The organism is Cesiribacter sp. SM1, assembly GCF_020178975.1.
Lineage (GTDB): Bacteria > Bacteroidota > Bacteroidia > Cytophagales > Cyclobacteriaceae > Cesiribacter.
Map to the genome: position 1 here is coordinate 209,722 of NZ_JAHXBU010000094.1, position 19,783 is coordinate 229,504.

The following is a 19,783-nucleotide window of genomic DNA, read 5'->3' on the forward strand; positions in this document are numbered from 1 at the left end:
GCGGACTTTACTATTTGCTACCATAGTAAATCCCTTGCCTTGATCTTAGGTAGGCTGGCTGCAAAAAAAAAGCTGTTCCATACAACCGGAACAGCTTATATATATATGTATTAGAAAGATTTCATTTTAGCAGTAGCCAAGCTGAAACCTGATACCTGACACCCGATACCTTACCAAGGCAATCCGTAGTAGGCTTTTTCGCCGTTAGGGTACATACCTTCGATCAGTGTACCTTCGTTGCGCTTGCCGCTTAAGATACCGGCAACCTCATCAACGTTAGATACAGGCTGGTGATCAATGGAGGTAATGATAAAGCCTTCACGGATTTTGGCATCCTTTAGTTTGCCTGCACCAATTTTTTCCACTTTAACACCATTCTTCACTTTCAGGCGAGATTTCTCGGCATCTGAAAGATTACCAAGTACAGATCCTCCTATTTCCAGGGTATTGCTCTTGGCTACAATTTTTGTAGTACCCATGCTATTCTTCAGGGTAGCATCTGTGGTACGCACATCGCCGTTACGGTAATAAGTTACTTTTACTTTATCGCCAGGGCGGTTGGTGGCAATTACTTCCTGCAACTGGGCAGTAGTGTTGGTGCGTCTGCCGTTGATTTCCACAATCACGTCGCCTTCTTTAAGGCCGGCAGCTTCTGCAGCACTACCAGATGTTACATTGCTCACATAAACACCACGGTTGATTTCCAGATTTTTTTCTTTTGCCAGCTGGGCATTCACATCACCAATATTCACACCAAGCAGCGCACGCTGTACGGCACCGTACTCTTTCAGGTCTTTCACAATTTTGCTTACCAGGGTGGCTGGTACTGCAAAGCTATAGCCAGAGTAAGATCCTGTTGGAGAAGCAATGGCTGTGTTGATACCTACCAGCTCACCTTTCAGGTTTACAAGTGCACCACCACTGTTACCAGGGTTAACGGCAGCATCTGTCTGGATAAAAGATTCAATAGCTGTATTTACACCCTGGGCACTGGTGTTGTTACGGGCCAGGATACCAATGCTACGGCCTTTGGCACTTACAATACCAGCAGTTACAGTAGAGGTAAGGTCCAGCGGGTTACCCACTGCCAGCACCCATTCACCTACTTTTACTGCATCAGAATTACCATAAGGCAGGTAAGGCAGGTCTTCGCCATTTACCTTGATCAGGGCAATATCAGTAGTAGGGTCAACACCAATTACTTCGGCGGTGTAGCTGCGGTTATCATTAAGAGTTACTTCTACTTTGCTTGCATTGTCAATCACGTGGTTGTTGGTAACAATGTAACCATCGGCAGAAACAATCACACCGGAACCGGTAGCGCCCTGCGGCATGCCACCACGTCCTCGCGGACTTGGTGCTCCATCACCAAAAAGATCCGGGAACATTTCCTGAAGGGGGTGTCCGCTAGGCACCTGGCTGGCAGCGCCTCCTCCACTATAAGTAGATCGGATGTGTACAACAGCCGGCGTTGATACCTCTGCAGCATACACAAAGTTAAGCCCCTCGGGCACTGTAAAATCACCAGACTCCAGGTAGGAAGCCAGTCTGACATTTTGACGCTCAATGTACTCATTCAAAGGCTGGGAGCTGTCATCCTGCAGGTAAACCATGCTGCCAACAGCAACCATACCGCCCACAAGGGCTGAGGTGATAGTCGATAGGAATAAATTTTTCTTGCTCATATTAATGTTTTTATTTTTTTGCGCTAAGCGATCTACTCATCCAGATACAAAAACCGTACACATAACGCTGCGGCACAGTCCTACTTTCTACGTTTTAACACTTTTTAACGAAAAAAGGGTTTTAGCATTCCTGCCTTTCTTTTCAAAAAGCTTTTGCACCCGGCATATCAGAGACCTTATTTACCATGCCTGTATTTTTTACCCTGCAGTACAGAGCTTTACCAATCCATGATATAAATATTTAATGCAAAAGTTGTGCCTAAAGTACGAAGGGCACCCTTGATTATGTATTAATGTAGTACGGCTCATCCATTGAAATATCTTGAAAAAAGGCTAGTTTATACAAATAAATCGATTGCGACATCCATGCCAACCCAGCTCAAAGAACCAGATGCGCCTGTAATCCCCGCAGCAGGCAGCCTGTGGCACACCATACAGCGGGTAGTAGGGCCAGGCATTTTGTTTGCCAGCTGTGCCATTGGGGTTTCGCACCTGGTACAAAGCACCCGTGCCGGCGCCCTTTATGGTTTTGACCTGGCGGTATTCATTATCTTGGCCAATGTACTCAAGTTTCCCTTTTTTGAATATGGCTCCCGCTATGCCTGCGCCACCGGCCGCAGCATTTTATGGGGCTACCTGCAGCAGGGCCGCTGGCTTCTGCTTACCTACCTGCTGCTAACCGGGCTAAGCATGTTTGCTGTATCCTCTGCTGTTACACTGGTTTGTGCAGGCCTTTTCGGCACCCTGTTTGGGCTACCTCCTGCCGCTACTCCCTGGGTGGCCGCTGCCGTACTGCTGGTGTGCATCCTGCTACTGATGGCTAATAAATTCAGCCTGCTCGATAATGCCCTCAAGGTACTGGCCGTGGTACTGCTCTTCACCACCCTTACAGCTTTTTTTGTACTGATGTGGGACTGGAGCACCGGCCAGATGCCACACCGGAAGCCAGACTTTAGCTCAACCCAGATATTTTCTGCCGCAAGCCTGCCCTTTATCATTGCCCTGATGGGCTGGATGCCTACCGCTGTTGACCTTAGCGCCTGGAACAGCATCTGGACGGTAGAAAAGATCCGCCAGACAGGCTACCACCCCACCCTTAGGGAAACCCTTTTCGATTTTAACCTTGGCTACTGGTTTTCGGCAGGCCTGGCACTTTGCTTCCTGAGCCTGGGTGCACTGGTGATGTACGGCAGCGGCATACCCCTGTCTGACAGCTCCGTTGGCTTTTCCGCACAGCTCATCAGCCTGTATACTGCCGCGATTGGCGACTGGATCTACTATGTTATTGCCATAGCAGCGGCTACCGTTATGTTCAGTACTGTTATTACGGTACTGGATGGCTACAGCAGAACTATGGATGAGATTATGCTGCTCCTGAAGCCCCGCTTCTTACGCCGGCAAAGTGGACAGCGCCTCTATGTACCCCTGATGCTGCTGGTTGCCGGTGGTTCCTTTCTTATCATCTGGCAGCTGGCCACCGGCCTTTCTTCTATGGTAGACTTTGCCACGATTCTATCTTTTATAATCGCCCCGGTGATAGCCATCATTAATTTTAAAGTAATTATGGGCGCCGAGGTAGCACCACAACACCGGCCGGGGCGTGCCATGCAGCTACTCTCCTGGCTGGGTATCTTGTTTTTAGCAGGATTTACACTGGTATACCTCTATTACCTGCTGGCAATGGCATAAAAGGAGAAAAAATAAAGAATGAAAAATTTTTTCAACAGAGTGTTGCGTAAAGCATAAAAAGCTACTAATATTGCATTCCCAAAGGACGGGAAACACTTCAAGAACCAAGGCCAAAGGCCCGAGATCAAAGAGAAATTGACTGCTAACCAGGCCAATTAATCCGAAGAGTTTCTTAACTTTGGTACAAATTCCTCAGTAGCTCAGCTGGTTAGAGCACCTGACTGTTAATCAGGGGGTCCTTGGTTCGAGCCCAAGCTGGGGAGCTTGAAAATAGAGCACTTACGACGAATAAAGTTGTAAGTGCTTTTTTATTTGCACAGGATTTGGGATCAAGCGGTAAATCTGGGATCAAGCGGAAAAGTTGTGGAGGGGTAGAATCAGGCATAGATTTTAGAGAGTCTAAAAAGGAAGAAGTCAATGTTTCTCACGCCCCTGAACTGGCTTCTGAAGGCTTTGATTTTGGCGTTGAAGGATTCAGCAGAAGCATTGGTGCTTCTGTTGTCAAAGAAGTTGAGAATGCTTAGGTAGTGGTTCTGAATAGTTCTGGCTACTGTAGAGAAAGATTTAAAGGCTGCTTTTTCTACTTTGTTGTACCAGAGGGCAAGCTTCTTGAAAGCTACTTCTCTTACCTTTGTCTGCTGGTAGATAGCAGCCAAATCCCTGGAGAGGTTGTAAGCTTGTTCCAGGACAGGATACCTACTAAAGAGGATCTCTGCCCGATGAGCTTGTGAAGCAGACCAGTTGCTTTTGTTCTTAAACAGCAGGTACCTGCTTCTGGCCAAGAGCTGTTTTAAGGAGTCGCCATTCTCCAGCCTATCAGGGATAAAGTTACACCCCAACTCCTTTGCTAGCTCCATCTCCTTGTTTTCCTGCTCTATGGCTTGCCAGCAGATAGCTACTGTTAGCAAAAAGTCAATGTATTACAACAGACGCAATTGATGCTCCCGACTTTTAAATAAAATAGAGTTTAAACTCAAGGGGTCCATAAACATAAATACATCACTTGAAATTTAAGTAAAATCCCAACATCCTCTGGATTTAGCTGATGCTTCTTTGTTACCCCAGGAAGCTTCTACATTCAACACTGCACTATGTGATTTCCCAAAGTGCTCCGAAGTCCTGGCTAATCCATTTTTTTCCATGAGCGGTCAAAATCCTACAAATTGGGTGATGCATCCTATATTATTTCCTGCATAACTTTGCAGCATAATTTAGCAACTCAACAATAGCTTTTCCCAAGCCCCGGCCAGGCCTCAGTACAACAGGCTGCGCCAGTGCTGTGGAAACCTATATCACCTGTAGATTTTTTACTACCACTTTACATGAAAACCAGATTTTCTTTTTTGGTTGTCTTGATGGCAACCCTGGGCCTGTTCTGCCTAAGCGCATGCGAGGACGACGACACCCCTTCTGTTAACCCCTTAACTGCCAAAGCCGGAAATGATGTAACTATTGCCCTGGGCAGTTCTACCCAGCTGAATGGTGCTGCATCTGCAGATGCAGAGGGAATGGCATTTGCCTCCGCCTGGACAGTTACCAACAAACCTGCCGGCAGCAACCCAACACTATTGAGTGCTAACACTGCTACCCCTACTTTTACACCAGATAAAACAGGTGTTTATGTGGTAACGCTTACCATCAGCAGGGGCGAGTGGTCTGCAACTGACGAAGTGCAGGTAACTGTTACCGATGCACCAGGTGCGGTGCTGATCTCTGAAAACATTACCCAGGACCGGGTGCTGGAAGATATATTTACCAGCGACTGGACCAAGGTTGATTATATTGTAACCCGCTCGATAAGGCTGGATGCAAAGCTAACCATTAAGCCTGGTGTGAAAGTTGCCTTTGCAGAAGATGCCCTGCTTACAGTTTCTACCAGCGGCACCCTTATTGCTGAAGGTGGCGCTACAGAAGCCGGCACTATTTACCTGACGGGGCAGGAAGAACAGGATGCCTACTGGACGGGCATTATGCTCCATTCTGCAAACACCGCCAATAAATTAGACCACGTACAGCTCTCCCATGCCGGCAGCACACCCTATGCAGGCAACTTAATGGCTGGCATGCTCCTGAAAGCGAACAGCAAAATCAGCATTACCAACAGCAGGTTTTTACAAAATAATGACTATGGCCTCTATGCTGAAAGTACCGCAGAACTTTTAGCATTTGACCACAACAGCTTTTCACAGAATAATGGCATTGGCCTTGCCTTACCAGCCAGGCAGGTGCACATGCTGGGAAGCAACTGCTCTTTTGACGAAAACAACACCACCAATGCTGTTGAAATTCATGATGGCATCTTAAACTCCGGTGCTAACCTTACGTGGAAAGCGCTTGAGGTACCCTACATCCTTGCCCAGGATCTGATTATATCTGCCCAAACCGGGCTGCACCTGGATGCAGGTACTTTACTCAAAGTAAAGAGCGATAAAAGCATTTCCCTTCTCGCAGGCGCTCACCTGCATGCGAATGGCACTGCCAGCAAATGGGTACAGATTGAAGGACTGGAACCTGTAGCAGGTTACTGGAGGGGCATTATCATAGAGCATAGCGGCGACAACATGAGCGAAATGGATTATACTGCCATAAAGCATGCCGGTAGCACACCTCTGATTGGCGGCCGCAAAACATCCCTGAACATAGCCGCAGGAGCTGTTGTTTCCGTGAATCACAGCCTGATTGCTGATGGCGCAGGAGATGGCTTTGATGCCTACTCCAGCAGTGCAGATGTGCGTTCATTCGAGGGAAATACCATCCAAAATCATGCAGGCTACCCCATTGTAGTTTCTACTACCAATGTTGCCATACTGGATTATAACACCCATTTTGCAGCCAATGGTAAGCCAGAGGTGCGGGTAGACCCTACCAACTCTATTCAGAGCAGCACCGAAACTGTATGGCGGGGATTTGCAGAAGGCACCGCCTACCTGATTGCCGGCGTACACAACCACCTGTACGTACATTCCGGCTTTAAACTTACCGAAGGCGTAATCATTAAATTCCAGGAGGGCATCAGCCTGATTGTGAATGACGCAAACGGACACCTGGCCTATTTGAAAGTTGCAGGTACTGCTGCTAAAAAAGTAGTACTGCAGGGAGCAAAAGAAGAAGCCGGCTCCTGGTATGGCATTACCATATCATCAAACAATGCAGAAAATAACATCACCCATGCCCGGATACTGCATGGAGGCAAGCCTATCAGCAACAGCTTTTCTGCCAGTGTTGTGGTAGATAATTCTCCCATGGGCAGGCTTACCATTACAAACTCCTCCATAGAGCACAGTGCCCAGCATGGAATTTCCGTAGCTGCAGATAAAAGAGACATGCTGAATGATCAGAACCTGCAGTTTACAGCTGTACCTGCCTCACCGATCTATGTGTGGAATTAAGCGCAGAAAAAACGAGAAACTGCCAATAAGCAAGCGCTAACATACTTGCAGCGAACGGCTTTTACTGCAGAAGCGCAGTGTCTTATAAGCTGTATCTTAGCAATTTCAACATCGTACACTTTTACAAAAACAGCCCTGGATCTGCTTCCAGGGCTGTTTTTGTCTTACCTGATCCCTTCAGGAGAAAAGTGCTACGATATCTTCCCTGCTAAGATTTTTCATTACACCTTCGCCACTGCTCACCAGTTCTTCCGACAGCAGCTTCTTTTGCTCCTGCAGCTGGATGATCTTTTCTTCTACGGTATCCTTGCAGATCATGCGGTAGGCAAACACCCGCTTTTCCTGGCCCATGCGGTAGCACCGGTCAATGGCCTGGTTTTCTACAGCAGGGTTCCACCAGGGGTCCAGCAGGTACACATAGTCGGCGGCGGTAAGGTTAAGGCCGGTACCGCCGGCTTTCAGGCTGATGAGAAATACCCGCCGGTCGGGGTCGTCCTGGAAACGCTGCACCCTTTTCTCACGCTCCTTCAGGCTTGTTTGCCCATCGAGGTACTCGTAGGGTATATCCAGCTTTTTGAACTGCTCCTCTACCAGCTGCAGCATTTTTACAAACTGTGAAAATACCAGCAGCTTGTGCCTGCCGGTTTTTTCCTGAACGTGGGTGAGCAGCTCATGCAGCTTGGCAGAGCCTCCTTCTGCAGAAAAAGAGGGCTCAACCAATACCGGTGAGTCACAGATCTGGCGCAGGCGCGTAAGCCCCTCCAGCACATAGAGCTGGGAGTTTTCCACACCCTCCTCTTCAAATTTCTTCAGCAGGTAATTGCGGTATTCGTTGCGGTAAGCATCGTACACCTTGCGCTGGGCCGGACCCATCTCGCAGTAAAGGTATTCTTCTGTTTTTTCGGGCAGCTCGGTAAGTACCTGTTTTTTAGTGCGGCGCAGAATAAACGGATCAATTTTCTTTCTTAATTCTGCCGTAATGGCCTCGTTATGCTCCTGCTCAATAGGCTTGGCATAATCCTGCTTAAAAGCCGCTAGCCCCTGGAAGAAGCCCGGGTTTACAAAGTTCATCTGGGCGTAAAGCTCAAAGATGTTGTTTTCGATGGGGGTACCCGACATGGCCAGCCGCACCCGCCCCTGCAGCTGCCTTAGGGCCTTGTGGCGCTTGGCGTGCAGGTTTTTGATGGCCTGCGATTCGTCTGCTATGATCAGGTTAAACTTTATTTTCTTCAGCAGCTCCAGGTCGTTTACGGCTATGCCATAGCTGGTAAGCACCAGCTGATGCCGGGCCAGCTCCCCTTCCGACTCATATCGTTCGCCGTGGTGAATGATAAAATCGATACTCGGGGCAAACTTTTCTATTTCCTTCTTCCAGTTAAACAGCAGGGTGGTGGGGGCTATCACCAGGTTGGGCTGCTCAGGCCGCTCCTGCAACTCCAGGCCAATGAGCGCCAGTGCCTGCAGGGTTTTGCCCAGGCCCATATCGTCGGCCAGGATGCCACCCCAGCTGTACTCGCGCAGAAAGTTGAGCCAGTTGAGGCCCGCCTGCTGGTAATTGCGCAGGTTTGCCTGCAGCAAGGGTGGTGGTGCCACATCTTTAATGCTGGTAAAGGAAGCGAGGCGTTTTTTCTTTTCTTCTATTTCCCGGAATACTTCGGGATTCAGCTCCTCGTCTACCAGGTCGCCCAGCAGGTTAAAGTGTGTTTTGGGAATCAGGGCTTCGTCTTTCTCCAGCTGGGCACTGCGGAACAGCTTTTCAAATTTTTTCAGCCACGCTTCCGGCAAAATGCCAATGGTGCCGTCGGTAAGCTCAACATAGCCGCTGCCTTCCCTAACTGCTTTTTTCAGCTCCTTCAGGCTTACTTTGTTGTTGCCAAAGGCTACCTCCAGCTGGGTTTCGAACCAGTCGTGGCCGGAGCGTACATTCATGCTGATGCTGGGCGTATGCGGCGAAAAACGGAAGTTCTTCAGCTCGTTGAAGCCAAAAATATGTACCTCCTGTTTACGAAGGGTTTCAAAAGCTTTCAGGAACCAGTAGCCCTCCTGCATTTGCTGAAAAGTGAGATAGAAAAAGCTTTGCTGGGTAGCCGGTTTAAAGGAGGGGTGCAGCGAAGCCAGCAGGTTAATAAAACTTTCCTCTGCCTCGGGATCGCGCTCGTAAAGCGTTAGCTGCTCCTCGCTGGTAAAAAGGGTGGTGTCCTCCAGCAGGTTTACCTCGCGATCGCCCTGGTAGAGCATTACGGGGCGGAAAATAACGTACTGGTTCAGCTCAGAAATGTAAAGTCTTTTCTGCAGTGGCTCCAGCTGTACGCTTTCCACCGCCAGGCCCTCTTCTTCAAAAGCCACGGGAAACTCCTGTGCCAGTGGCTGCACTACCTGCTGCAGGTATTCTTTTAGCTGCCCTGGGGAAACACGCATTACCGGGTTATGAATAAAGGGCTGCAGGGCCAGGCCTTCCTTTAGGCTGTTCATGAGTCCCAGGCGGTAGCGCGACCAAAGCAGCAGGCAATTGTTGAAGAGCAGGAGCTTATCAGTTTCCGGATCCAGGGTACCGGCACCATCGGGAAGCTCCAGGTAGGGTTTTAGTACATAAAAGTCACCATCCCGGAAAAAGCGGAATTTTAGCCTGATGCCGGAGTAGACTGCAGCTGGCTGGTGCAAGTCTGATTTACGGGGTGTAAGTCCTTCCCTGATAAAATCAAAACTGCGCTCATCGAACAGCAGGTATAGCGGAAACTGTGGCAACAGCAAAAAAAGCTGGTTCAGGGTATTAAAAATAACCGCCAGCGTTTCCTGCTTAGCGGCAAGCGCAGCATTAAACTTTTCCTTTAGGAAAAAGGCTTCAGTGAAATCTTTTTGTTCGCTTAGGTTAGCTTCGTAAGGGGTTTTCAGCAGTGCTATATGGCTGGCCAGCTTATCGTTGTTCCTGGTTGGTTTTCCGCTTAGGGATAAGATTGCTCCCAGCTCGTAAGCCACCGGGTTAAGTGCAATGGCAAAGCCGGGGATGCGCTGCAGCTCTTCATTGTACTGAGCTGGCAGCAGGAGCGCCTGTTTCAGTTCGGGCGTAGCGGTTTTGCTGAAGATATGGTGCTGCAGGTAATTGGAGACAGCCACGGGTGCATTTAATCCCCGCAGCGGCCCTTTCAGCAGAAAGCGGAAACTATCATCCAGAAATGCTATTTCCAGCAGCTCCTCCAGCTTTGCTTTTGGTGGTCTCTGGGTCTGAAAACCTTTCAACATCTGCTGCAGCACTTCCTCCTGCCGCTCCTCTTTCAATAACTCCAGCACATTTTGCTCTACATGCTGGCTTACAAACAGGGCAAGCCAATGTATGTGATCGCACAGGCCTTTGTGCGTTTTATCGGAACAGGCAAGCTGATAGCTGCCGTTTTTCCAGTGGATGGTGGCTTTAGTGGGAACAGCTTTGTAGTATCCAAAACGATCAATCAGCTCTGCCTGAAACACATCGGGCATGACCTGCAGCGTAACAGCCATCAGCTGCCGGGCCCTGAAATCATCACGCAAGTGTTTAAAAAGCTTTTCCGGATCGACCCGGCCGGTGGCAGGTGCTTTTATAACTATGGGTTGTTTTTCTTTTGCAGAAGGCTTTGCTGCGATGCCCAGGGCCTGTTGCAGTGTAGGGGGTAAAGATTCCAGCACTTCTTCGGCTGTAGCAAGCTTTTTGTTTTTCTTCAGGTACAGCAGGCTGGCAGCAATATGCTTACAAACCTCTTCACTCCCCTCAAAATAAGGGCAGGTACAGCTTACTTCTGCCTCTTCGCCGGCAAGTCCAAAGTCAATATCCACTTCATAATATGGCTCATAGCTGCCCCGCACATGAAAGAGAAACGCATTGTGCGGCGCATCTTCCTTCACCAGGCTCACCTTGTTTCGCTGAAAAAGATCCTGCCCTCGACTGCGAATAGCTGCCGGGGCAGATTTAAGTAGTCGGTCTATTATTGTCATTGTTCATTAAAGATCAAACATCTGCCTTGATAAGCCTAATAACTATAAGCTTTTAGGTTTTTTCGGGGAGTGCCTGCCTCCGGTATAATAAATTTACGCTAAACAATTACTACCCCCACCAGGAAACCTTTACAAACGTTTGCTATAATGTTTAGCCATTGAAAAGCCTTTTTCACCTAGGAAAGCTGGGGTAAAGCTTTGTACTTTAGATACCTGATAACTCAAAACAATCTCTATCTTCTATGCGGAAATTCTGTTTTTATCTGCTGCTTATTTTAAGTTTTACCAACGTTTGGGCACAAAAGAAAAAAGCCCGGACTACACCAAGCTCCCCGGCAGCAGCCAATGATTACCTGAAGCCTGTACTCTGGCGCAATATTGGGCCTGCACGCGGAGGCCGTTCGGTAGCAGTGAGTGGCATACCTGGTAATCCTCTTGTTTATTATGCAGGTACCACCGGCGGGGGTCTATGGAAAACAACTGATGCCGGCCAGCGCTGGTTTAATATTTCTGATGGTTATTTTACCAGCAGCTCTGTAGGTGCCATTGCTGTGGCTGCCTCCGATCCTAATGTAGTGTATGTAGGTATGGGCGAGCATGCCCCGCGGGGTGTAATGACCTCCTATGGCGATGGCGTTTATAAATCTACCGATGCCGGTAAAAGCTGGACAAAACTTGGCCTGGAGCTAACGCGTCACATTGCCGGCATCGTAGTACACCCGCAAAATCCGGAGGTGGTGTACGTTGCCGCACAGGGTGCCCTCCACGGCCCCGGCGAAGAACGTGGTGTTTATAAATCTGCCGATGGCGGCAGGAGCTGGAAAAAGGTGCTATATGTAGATGCCAACACGGGTAGTGCACACCTGGTGATGGATGCAAACAACCCGCGCATTCTCTATGCCACCATGTGGGACCACCGCCGCCTGCCCTGGCAGGTAGTGAGTGGCGGCAAGGGCAGCGGGCTCTACAAATCTACCGATGCAGGCGAAAGCTGGGTAAGGCTGGAGAATGGGCTACCGAAAGAATTGGGAAAGACTTCCATATCGGTTTCGGGCGCTAATTCTGATAAGGTTTATGCACTTATTGAAAGCGACAGCGAAAAAGAGCAGGGCGGTGTGTTTATGAGTGCTGATGGCGGACAGAACTGGACACGGGTTAGCAAAGATCATAGCCTTATTCAGCGGGCTTGGTATTATACAGAAATCTTTGCCGACCCTAAGGATGAAAATACGGTTTATGCCCTTAACGAAACTGCCTTCAGATCTATAGACGGGGGTAAGAGCTGGGAAAAAATAGATGAAGGCACCCATAGCGACCACCACCATCTCTGGATTAACCCTGGTAACACCCAAAACATGATTATGGCCAATGATGGCGGACCAGCCATTACCTTTAACGGGGGCGCTACCTGGTCGGATCAGAACAGGCTGCCTACAGCACAGTTCTACCGCATCAATGCCGATAATCTTTTCCCCTACCATCTTTATGCCGGTCAGCAGGATAATTCATCGGTGAAAATAGCCAGCAGAAGCACTGCAGGCGGCAGCATAGACGAAAAGGAATGGTGGGCCAGTGCCGGTGGCGAAAGTGCCTTCCTGGCTTTCGACCCCCAGAACCCCCGTTACGTGATGGGCGGCAGCTACCAGGGCACCCTTGAGCTGCTGGATGCGCAGACGGGTGAAGGCAAGCCTGTAATGCCATCGCCTGTGCAGTACCTGGCAGCCATGCCAAAGAACATGCAATACCGCTTTAACTGGAATGCCCCGGTAATTTATTCGGCCCACGAACCAAACACTTTCTATCATGGTGGCAATGTTCTTTTCAAAACCACTGATAAGGGTAAAAGCTGGCAGGTAGTATCTCCTGACCTTACCCGCAACGATACTACCAAGCAGGGCAAAGGCGGCGCTCCCTACACCAACGAAGGCGCCGGTGGCGAGAACTACAACACCCTGTCTTATGTGGCAGAATCTGCACACGAGAAAGGCGTAATCTGGACCGGCAGCGACGATGGCCTGGTGCACCTTACCCGCGATGGCGGCAGGAGCTGGAGCAATGTAACACCCAAAGGTTTGCCAGAAAGCCTGATCAACAGCATAGAGGTATCGCCGCACGATAAAGGTACTGCCTACATAGCCACCACCCGCTACAAGTTCAACGACTTTAGCCCTGCCCTTTACAAAACCACCAACTACGGCCAGAGTTGGACAAAGATCAGCGATGGTATTCCCTATGGGGCTTTTACAAGGGTGGTGCGTGAAGATGACCAGCGCAAAGACCTGCTGTATGCAGGTACAGAAACAGGCCTTTATGTCTCATTTGATGGTGGCAACAGCTGGATGAACATGCAGCTAAACCTGCCCGTAACCCCTGTTTCAGACCTGAAGGTGCACCAGGGCGACCTGCTGGCCGCTACACAGGGTAGAAGCTTCTGGATCCTGGACGACCTGAACCCCATCCGCCAGTACGACTCCCAGCGTAGCCGCGAGGCTCTGCACCTCTACCAGCCAGAAGATGCCTACCGTGTATCGGGCTATAGTGCCATGGATGGAACAGATGTAGAAAAGGTAAGGAAAGCGGTGATGGCCTCTTCAGGAACAAACCCGGCAACAGGCGTGGTAGTATACTACCAGCTGCCACAGCAGTTTAATAAAGACAGCCTCCTGAGCCTGGAAATTCTGGATGAAGCGGGTAATGTAATCAGAACCTACACCAACCAGGAAGACAAGGAGTTTGTATCTTTCGATGGCGGTCCTTCCGCAGAAGCACTTTTACCGACACAGGGCGGCCTCAATCGCTTTGTGTGGGATATGCGCTATCCTACCCTGCCAGGAGTACCCACCGTTTATATTGAAGGCAGCTACAGGGGTCATAAGGTAGCCCCCGGTACCTACCAGGCCCGCCTGAAAGCCGGGGGAGCAGAACAGCTCGTGCGCTTCAGGGTGCTGGCCGATCCCCGCATTGAAGCCAGTACAGCAGAATATGCAAAACAGCAGGAAGTGCTGCAGGAGGTTGAAGGTATGATTCGTGATGTTCATTCTTCTGTACTGCGCATGCGCAAAGTAAGGCAACAATTCAGCGCTTTAACCTCGCTGCTGGAGGGGCAGCCCGGTATGGAAAAGGTAGTAACCGAAGGCAAAGAGTCCATCAAAAAAATGGAGGCCTGGGAATCGGAGCTGGTGCAAAATAAGTCACAGTCGTTTGATGATGTGATCAACTTTGAAAATAAGCTCAGTGCACACCTTATTTTCCTCAAAGGGCAGCTGGATGTAAACATTCCCTTTGTAACGGAGGCACAGCAAAAGCGCCTGCAGGAGTTAAAACAGGATTGGGCAAAGCAGCAGCAAAAAATGAATGCGCTGCTGGAGCAGGATGTTGCACGTTTCAACACCATGAGCCGTGACGCGCAACTGCAGCAAATTACCCTGCCGGCTGCAGGCAGGTAAGGCTACAGACATGAACATGCTTTTAAAGCATCAGGCAGCATAACAGCTGCCGCACTATAATAAACATGAATCATCCCGAATTTTGATTTGGGATAAAATAAGCAAAAACAGCCTTGGATGCTATTCCAGGGCTGTTTTTGCTTAAAGGTACTAGTTTTTGCGAGGAGGCACGACGAAGCAATCTGGCGTCTACGCGCATAGAAGCCAGATTGCCACACTCCGCTTCGCTGCGTTCGCAAAGACTGTACTGCTAATAGAAGTGGCCACTGGAGATCTCCAGTGGCCACTTCTATTAGGAATGCTAGCTCTTTAAAAATTTGGGATGATTCATGTTTCTGTTGTGTATGCTTTGTTTAAGACTGATTTTCTGGTTTGCTGATGACTATTAATGCTAGAAAGGCAGTCATTTCAGTATAATGAGATTTTGTGTTATGCAAGCCTATTGTAGCACTGATGAAGACCATAACTCAACCGATGCAGCATCCTCGCATGGATAATCAGGAACAGCCAAAGCAGCTCTGTGGAAGGAATGATGCCTACCCCTGTAGCATCTAATATCAGGCCTTATTCAGCCTGGATCAGCCAGAAAGCTTTTAACCAAAAAAGCCACAGCGGCAGGCTGTGGCTTTTTTTAGTGAAAAAGAATGGAATTAGAAGTATCCTTCGTTTTGCCTTAAGCTTTCGTTAGCATCTATTTCACGCTGCGGAATCGGGAAAATCAGCTCGAATGCATCATACTCAAAGCCATCTATGTCCCACTGCAGGCGCTTCATGTCGTGAACCCGCTGTCCTTCAAAGGCCAGCTCCAGGAATCGCTCCCGTACAATATCATCTACCGTAGGATTATCAATTGGATCCAGACCGGCACGTTCACGGATCAGGTTCACGTCATCGGCTGGCGATGCACCCACTTCAGTACCAAGGCGGGCGTTGGCTTCGGCCCGGGTCAGGTACAGTTCTGCCAGGCGGATCAGGTTTACGTTCGCATACTGGTCTACCCACTTACCTGTACGGCTTTCGCCAGTTACCGGGTCGCTGTAGAATAAAGCCAGCCGCTCATCCCCCTCCTCGTACTCAGACAAATGCTGATTCTGAATTTCGATATCTCCGCGACCACCAAACCTGGTGGAGGCAAAGAACAGCTGCATGTTATTAACACCATCCTGTGTGGTTACCTGGGTAGAAAGCACATCTTCTGAAGAGTTAGTAGTGTTATTGAATGCGTTTTCGTAAACAGGCACCAGGCTAAACACTCCCTGTGCATAGGCCAGGCCACGGTTGGCAGCATCGCGTGCGCCTTCATAGTTCAGCATTTGCAAATAAGCCCTGGAGAGGATGGCCGCAGCAGCAGTTTTGTTGGCATATACCCCGTTAGAGGTTGGTAACAAGTCTTCGGCCTGCTGCAGATCTTCAAGTACACGTGCATACACCGCTTCTACTGTTTGCCTTTCGGGATAGGTAATATCACCAAACTCATATGTTGGCTCCGTGATAATAGGTACAGCCAGGTTGGTGGTGGTGTTACCTGCACTGTAAGGCTTACCAAAGTATTTGACCAGCTCAAAATAGGCCAGCCCTCTTAAAAAGAGTGCTTCTCCCTGTACACGCCCCTGCTCTTCCTCATCCACCAGCTCCAGGTTATCCAGTACAATGTTGGTGGCATTGATCACATAATAACTGCTGTACCAGCGTTCGGCAACATCGCTGTTCGATGTTACCAGCTCTTTGCGCCAGACTTCAGCAGGCTCACCGTAGGTACCGGAAAACTGGAGATCGCCATCGCTACCCAATAGTTCACTGTCGCGTAGAGCATTACCACCAAACAGATCGCCATCGCTCAAAGCATCGTAGGCGCCTAACAGTATCCTTTCAATATTTTCGCCCGTATTCAGCGCACTTTCAGCAGGTAGTTTGTCTGTTGGACTAAGATCCAGCTCATCGGTACAGCTACCGACCAGAAGGCTGCCTGCGATCAAAGAGGTAAATCCTATGTATTTTATATATTTCATAGTGCTATCAATGGGTTAAAAGCTAAGTTTTGCGCCAAAAACAATGGTACGTGCCTGCGGGGCAGAGTAGAAGTCGTTACCAAGGCTGATGTTGCTGGCAGCATAGTCTGTGTTTACTTCCGGATCCCAGCCGGGGTATTGGGTAAAGGTGAGCAGGTTCTGGGCTACTGCATAAAAGCGCAGGGTGCCCAGGCCATAATTACCCAGCAGCGATTTAGGCAGGCTGTATCCCAAAGTAAGGTTCTTCAGGCGCAGGTATGAGCCATCGTAAAGGTAACGGCTGGAGGCCTGTGCTCCATTGTTGCTGTAAAGGCGTGCCTGTGGTACATCGGTAATATCGCCAGGCTTCTGCCAGCGGTTCATCTGGTCAACAGTCTGGTTATCTTCGTAACGGCCATTGGCTGTCATGTAGGTACCACCGCCATTAAAGATTTTATTTCCTTCTACGCCCTGGAACAGCACGCTCAGGTCAAATCCTTTAAAGGTAAGGCTGGTGTTAACACCATATATAAACTCGGGGGTAGGATTACCCAGCACCACCCGCTGTGCCAGGTTGTAGTTATTTGTGGCAATACGGCCACCCTGGTTCAGGTAGGTTACGCCGTCGATGTCTTCTGCCGCTACCTCATCGTTCACATACCAGAGGGCATCACCGTTATCAGGGTTAACTCCTGCATATTCCTGTCCGTAGAATACACCAATAGGCTCGCCTACAATAACATCGTTCAACCACCTGGAGCCCGATTGGGCCAGCGTTTGCTGATCGCCGTTAAGACTCAACACCTCGTTCTGGTTGTAAGCCATGTTCAAACCGGCAGTCCATTGCAGGTCTGTTTTGCTCAGGATAGTACCATTCAGTACCAGTTCTACGCCCCTGTTCCGGAGAGAGCCAATGTTGTCCATGATAGTCCTGTAACCCGAGGTATAGGGTACCGGGCGCTCCAACAACAAATCTGTAGTGTTCTTTACATAGTAGTCAAGCTCACCATTGATACGGTTCTTGAAAAACCCAAAATCAAATCCCACATCCAGCTGCGCTGTTCTTTCCCAGGAAAGATCGGGATTTTCCAGCTGATAGGGCACAAAGCCGGGCTGGCCACCATAAACAGACGCATCGTAGAGGCCAAGGTGGGTAAAGTTACCAATGGCAGCATTACCGGTGATGCCGTAGCTGGCACGTAGTTTCAGGAAGCTGATGGCCCTGGTATTTTGCAGGAATGATTCTTCGGATAGAATCCAGCCGGCAGAAACAGCCGGGAAGAAACCATAGCGGTTGTTTGCACCAAAGCGGGAGGAAGCGTCCACACGGCCACTTACACCCAGCAGGTAACGGTCCAGCAGCTTATAATTTGCCCTCAAGAAGTATGAGAGGAAGGAGTATTCTGATAAATCACCTTCTGCATCTGTAATCTCGGCTGCAGAAACCAAACGGGTTAGCTCAGTAGACGGGAAGTTCTGACCGGCAACATAGGTTTGATCTATCTGTGATTTCTGGAATTCTACCCCACCGGTAAGATCAATATCGTGCACCTCACCCAATGGTTTAACATAGTTTGCATAGGCACGGGTGGTGTAATTGAATATTCTAAGCCAGCGTGAGCTGCCCCAGCCAGCTGTAGAACGGCCTCCCTGTGTGTTGGCGTTCTGGTAGCGATCTTCATTTTGGGTGAGCAGGTCAAAGCCATATTCTCCTGTAATACGCAGGCCATCAACAGGCTCATACACAAGCGATGTATTGGCCAGGTTACGCCATACCGAGGTTTCGAAACGGGAGTTCTCAAGCTCCACGGTAGCGGGGTAGTAGAACATAGATGGGTTGAGGGCATCGTCGTAGAGATTACCCTCTGGGTCGCGTACCGGAGAAAGCGGCGATTGGGCCACCAGCTGTAGTGGGGTGGCAAATTCGTTATCGTCAGAAACACGCGCATTGAGGGTGCGGGAAATACCTACATTGGCATTAAAATCAAGGTTGCTCTTAAGCTCGTGATTAAGGTTAAGGCGGCCGGAAATACGCTTAAAGTTGTTCCCGATCAGGATACCGTCCTGGTCGCTGAAAGAGCCACTGGCGTAGTAGCGCGTTTTATCGGTGCCGCCAGAGGCAGACAGGTTCAGCTCCTGGGTACGGGCATCCTGGAAGGCCAGTTCTTCCCAGTTTGTATTCGCAGGATTGGTGCGCCAGTCCCTGTCGCCGGAAAGAAAGTCGAAGGTACCATGGATGTACTGCAGCCAGGAATCGGCCGCGTAATCGGGATGGTCTTCTATACCGGCAGGAATCAGGGCCGGGTTCTCAGGATCAACTACATCAGCAAAATAGCCATCGGCTACGTCGTTGTTCCAGGCTGCTTCCTGCAGCAGCTCAATATACTGTGAGGCATTGAGGAATTCCCGGTGATTGGTAGGCCTGCTAACACCGTACTGGTAGTTGATGTTGAAACTTGTTGCACCGGCTTTACCTTTTTTAGTAGTGATGATAACCACACCGTTAGAGGCACGGGAACCATAAATAGCCGCTGCCGATGCATCTTTCAGAATCTCCATCGACTCAATGTCGTTGAAGTTAAGGTCTGCCAGCGGGTTGGTGGGCGCTGCTGTGTTTGACTGGTTCTCCGAAGTAACAGGAATACCATCAATTACATATAGCGGATCGTTGCTGGCGTTAATGGAAGAAGCACCACGGATGCGGATGTTGATGCCCTGGCCCACTTTTCCGTTCAGCGAGTTTACAAAAACACCGGCTGCACGGCCCTGAATGGCTTGCTCCACAGAGGGAACCGGCACGTTCTGGATTTGATCGCCACCTACCCTGGCAATGTTACCGGTAAGTTCTTCCTTAACCTGCGTACCATAGCCCACTACTACCAGCTCAGAGAGCTGATCAAGGCTGGGGTAAAGCTCAACGTTAATAACGGATCTGTTTCCAACAGTTACTTCTTCATCCACAAAACCCACAAAAGAAAACTGCAGCACCGATTCTGCCGAAGGAACTTCTATGGTATAATTTCCATCCAGGTCAGTAACAGTCCCTGAAGTAGTACCTTGTATCCGAATGTTTACCCCGGGCAAGCCTGTGTTGTCTTCATTCGAAATTACTTTACCCGACACATTTCTTGACTGAGCCCAGCCAATTCCTGTGATCAGATGAAGCAGCAGTACACTACATAGTAAAGCTTTTCTCATAGTTCAGTAATTAATTAGAATATATAAATGCATGCTTTGGTGGAGGATTTAAACAGCCATTTCTGCGGCATTGACGTTCAAACACCCTTGTTTATCCGAACAAGTTAAAACAGAAATATTTGATTGAAAAGCAGGCGGTACAGCCGGAAACCAGGGGGAATGGCTTTAACAAATCATACTTAAACAGTGATACCGTTCTCGCAACGGTTTGAAATGCTCGTTTGCCAGATAAAGCCTTTTTTAAAAAAATTTTACGGTTTTATTAAATTTTATTCACTTTCGGTATTTCAGCATTAAAAACCATGCTACCCGAGCCAAATACATTCATCATTTGCTGAAGCAAGCCTTAAAAACAAGCCATCTGCCGATAAGGAATGGCTAATCTTACTGACCCCGGTAAAATTTTAAACCTGTCTGTTTAA

General features: G+C 49.1%; 8 protein-coding genes and 1 tRNA gene. 4 read left to right on the forward strand and 5 right to left on the reverse strand.

From position 1 onward, the window contains the following. Positions 1 to 170: 170 nt before the first annotated feature. Entirely contained in the window at positions 171 to 1,685 is a 1,515-nt protein-coding gene (locus KWJ01_RS25125) for a Do family serine endopeptidase (RefSeq protein ID WP_224999890.1), read from the reverse strand. Between the two features lie 366 nt (positions 1,686 to 2,051). Here KWJ01_RS25125 and KWJ01_RS25130 point away from each other — a divergent pair, with 366 nt between their 5' ends. Both KWJ01_RS25130 and KWJ01_RS25135 read left to right on the forward strand, forming a co-directional pair. After that, a complete protein-coding gene (locus tag KWJ01_RS25130; RefSeq protein ID WP_224999891.1) occupies positions 2,052 to 3,374 on the forward strand; it encodes an NRAMP family divalent metal transporter in 1,323 nt (440 codons plus the stop codon). A 189-nt stretch (positions 3,375 to 3,563) separates the two neighbouring features. Beyond that, a tRNA-Asn gene (locus KWJ01_RS25135) sits at positions 3,564 to 3,637 on the forward strand. Positions 3,638 to 3,751: 114 nt separating this feature from the next. Here KWJ01_RS25135 and KWJ01_RS25140 read toward each other — a convergent pair. Further along, positions 3,752 to 4,231, reverse strand: a complete 480-nt coding sequence (locus KWJ01_RS25140) for a transposase (RefSeq protein ID WP_224999892.1) — start codon at positions 4,229 to 4,231, stop codon at positions 3,752 to 3,754. A 465-nt stretch (positions 4,232 to 4,696) separates the two neighbouring features. On the opposite strand from KWJ01_RS25140, the gene KWJ01_RS25145 reads away from it, so the two are divergent. Next, positions 4,697 to 6,763 (forward strand): hypothetical protein, encoded by a 2,067-nt coding sequence (locus tag KWJ01_RS25145; protein ID WP_224999893.1) that lies wholly within the window; start codon positions 4,697 to 4,699, stop codon positions 6,761 to 6,763. Between the two features lie 177 nt (positions 6,764 to 6,940). Here the strand turns inward: KWJ01_RS25145 and KWJ01_RS25150 are convergent, their stop codons facing one another. After that, entirely contained in the window at positions 6,941 to 10,729 is a 3,789-nt protein-coding gene (locus KWJ01_RS25150) for a DEAD/DEAH box helicase (RefSeq protein WP_224999894.1), read from the reverse strand. A gap of 242 nt (positions 10,730 to 10,971) precedes the next feature. On the opposite strand from KWJ01_RS25150, the gene KWJ01_RS25155 reads away from it, so the two are divergent. Further along, complete coding sequence (locus KWJ01_RS25155; RefSeq protein WP_224999895.1) at positions 10,972 to 14,175, forward strand: glycosyl hydrolase; 3,204 nt, start codon at positions 10,972 to 10,974, stop codon at positions 14,173 to 14,175. A gap of 650 nt (positions 14,176 to 14,825) precedes the next feature. Here the strand turns inward: KWJ01_RS25155 and KWJ01_RS25160 are convergent. Together KWJ01_RS25160 and KWJ01_RS25165 are read right to left on the reverse strand one after the other, a co-directional pair. Further along, the gene (locus KWJ01_RS25160; protein ID WP_224999896.1) at positions 14,826 to 16,184 is read right to left on the reverse strand and encodes a RagB/SusD family nutrient uptake outer membrane protein; all 1,359 of its coding nucleotides are present in this window, start codon (positions 16,182 to 16,184) and stop codon (positions 14,826 to 14,828) included. Between the two features lie 15 nt (positions 16,185 to 16,199). Then, on the reverse strand, positions 16,200 to 19,361 hold the full coding sequence (locus tag KWJ01_RS25165; protein WP_224999897.1) for a TonB-dependent receptor: 3,162 nt from the start codon (positions 19,359 to 19,361) through the stop codon (positions 16,200 to 16,202). Between the last annotated feature and the right edge of the window lie 422 nt (positions 19,362 to 19,783).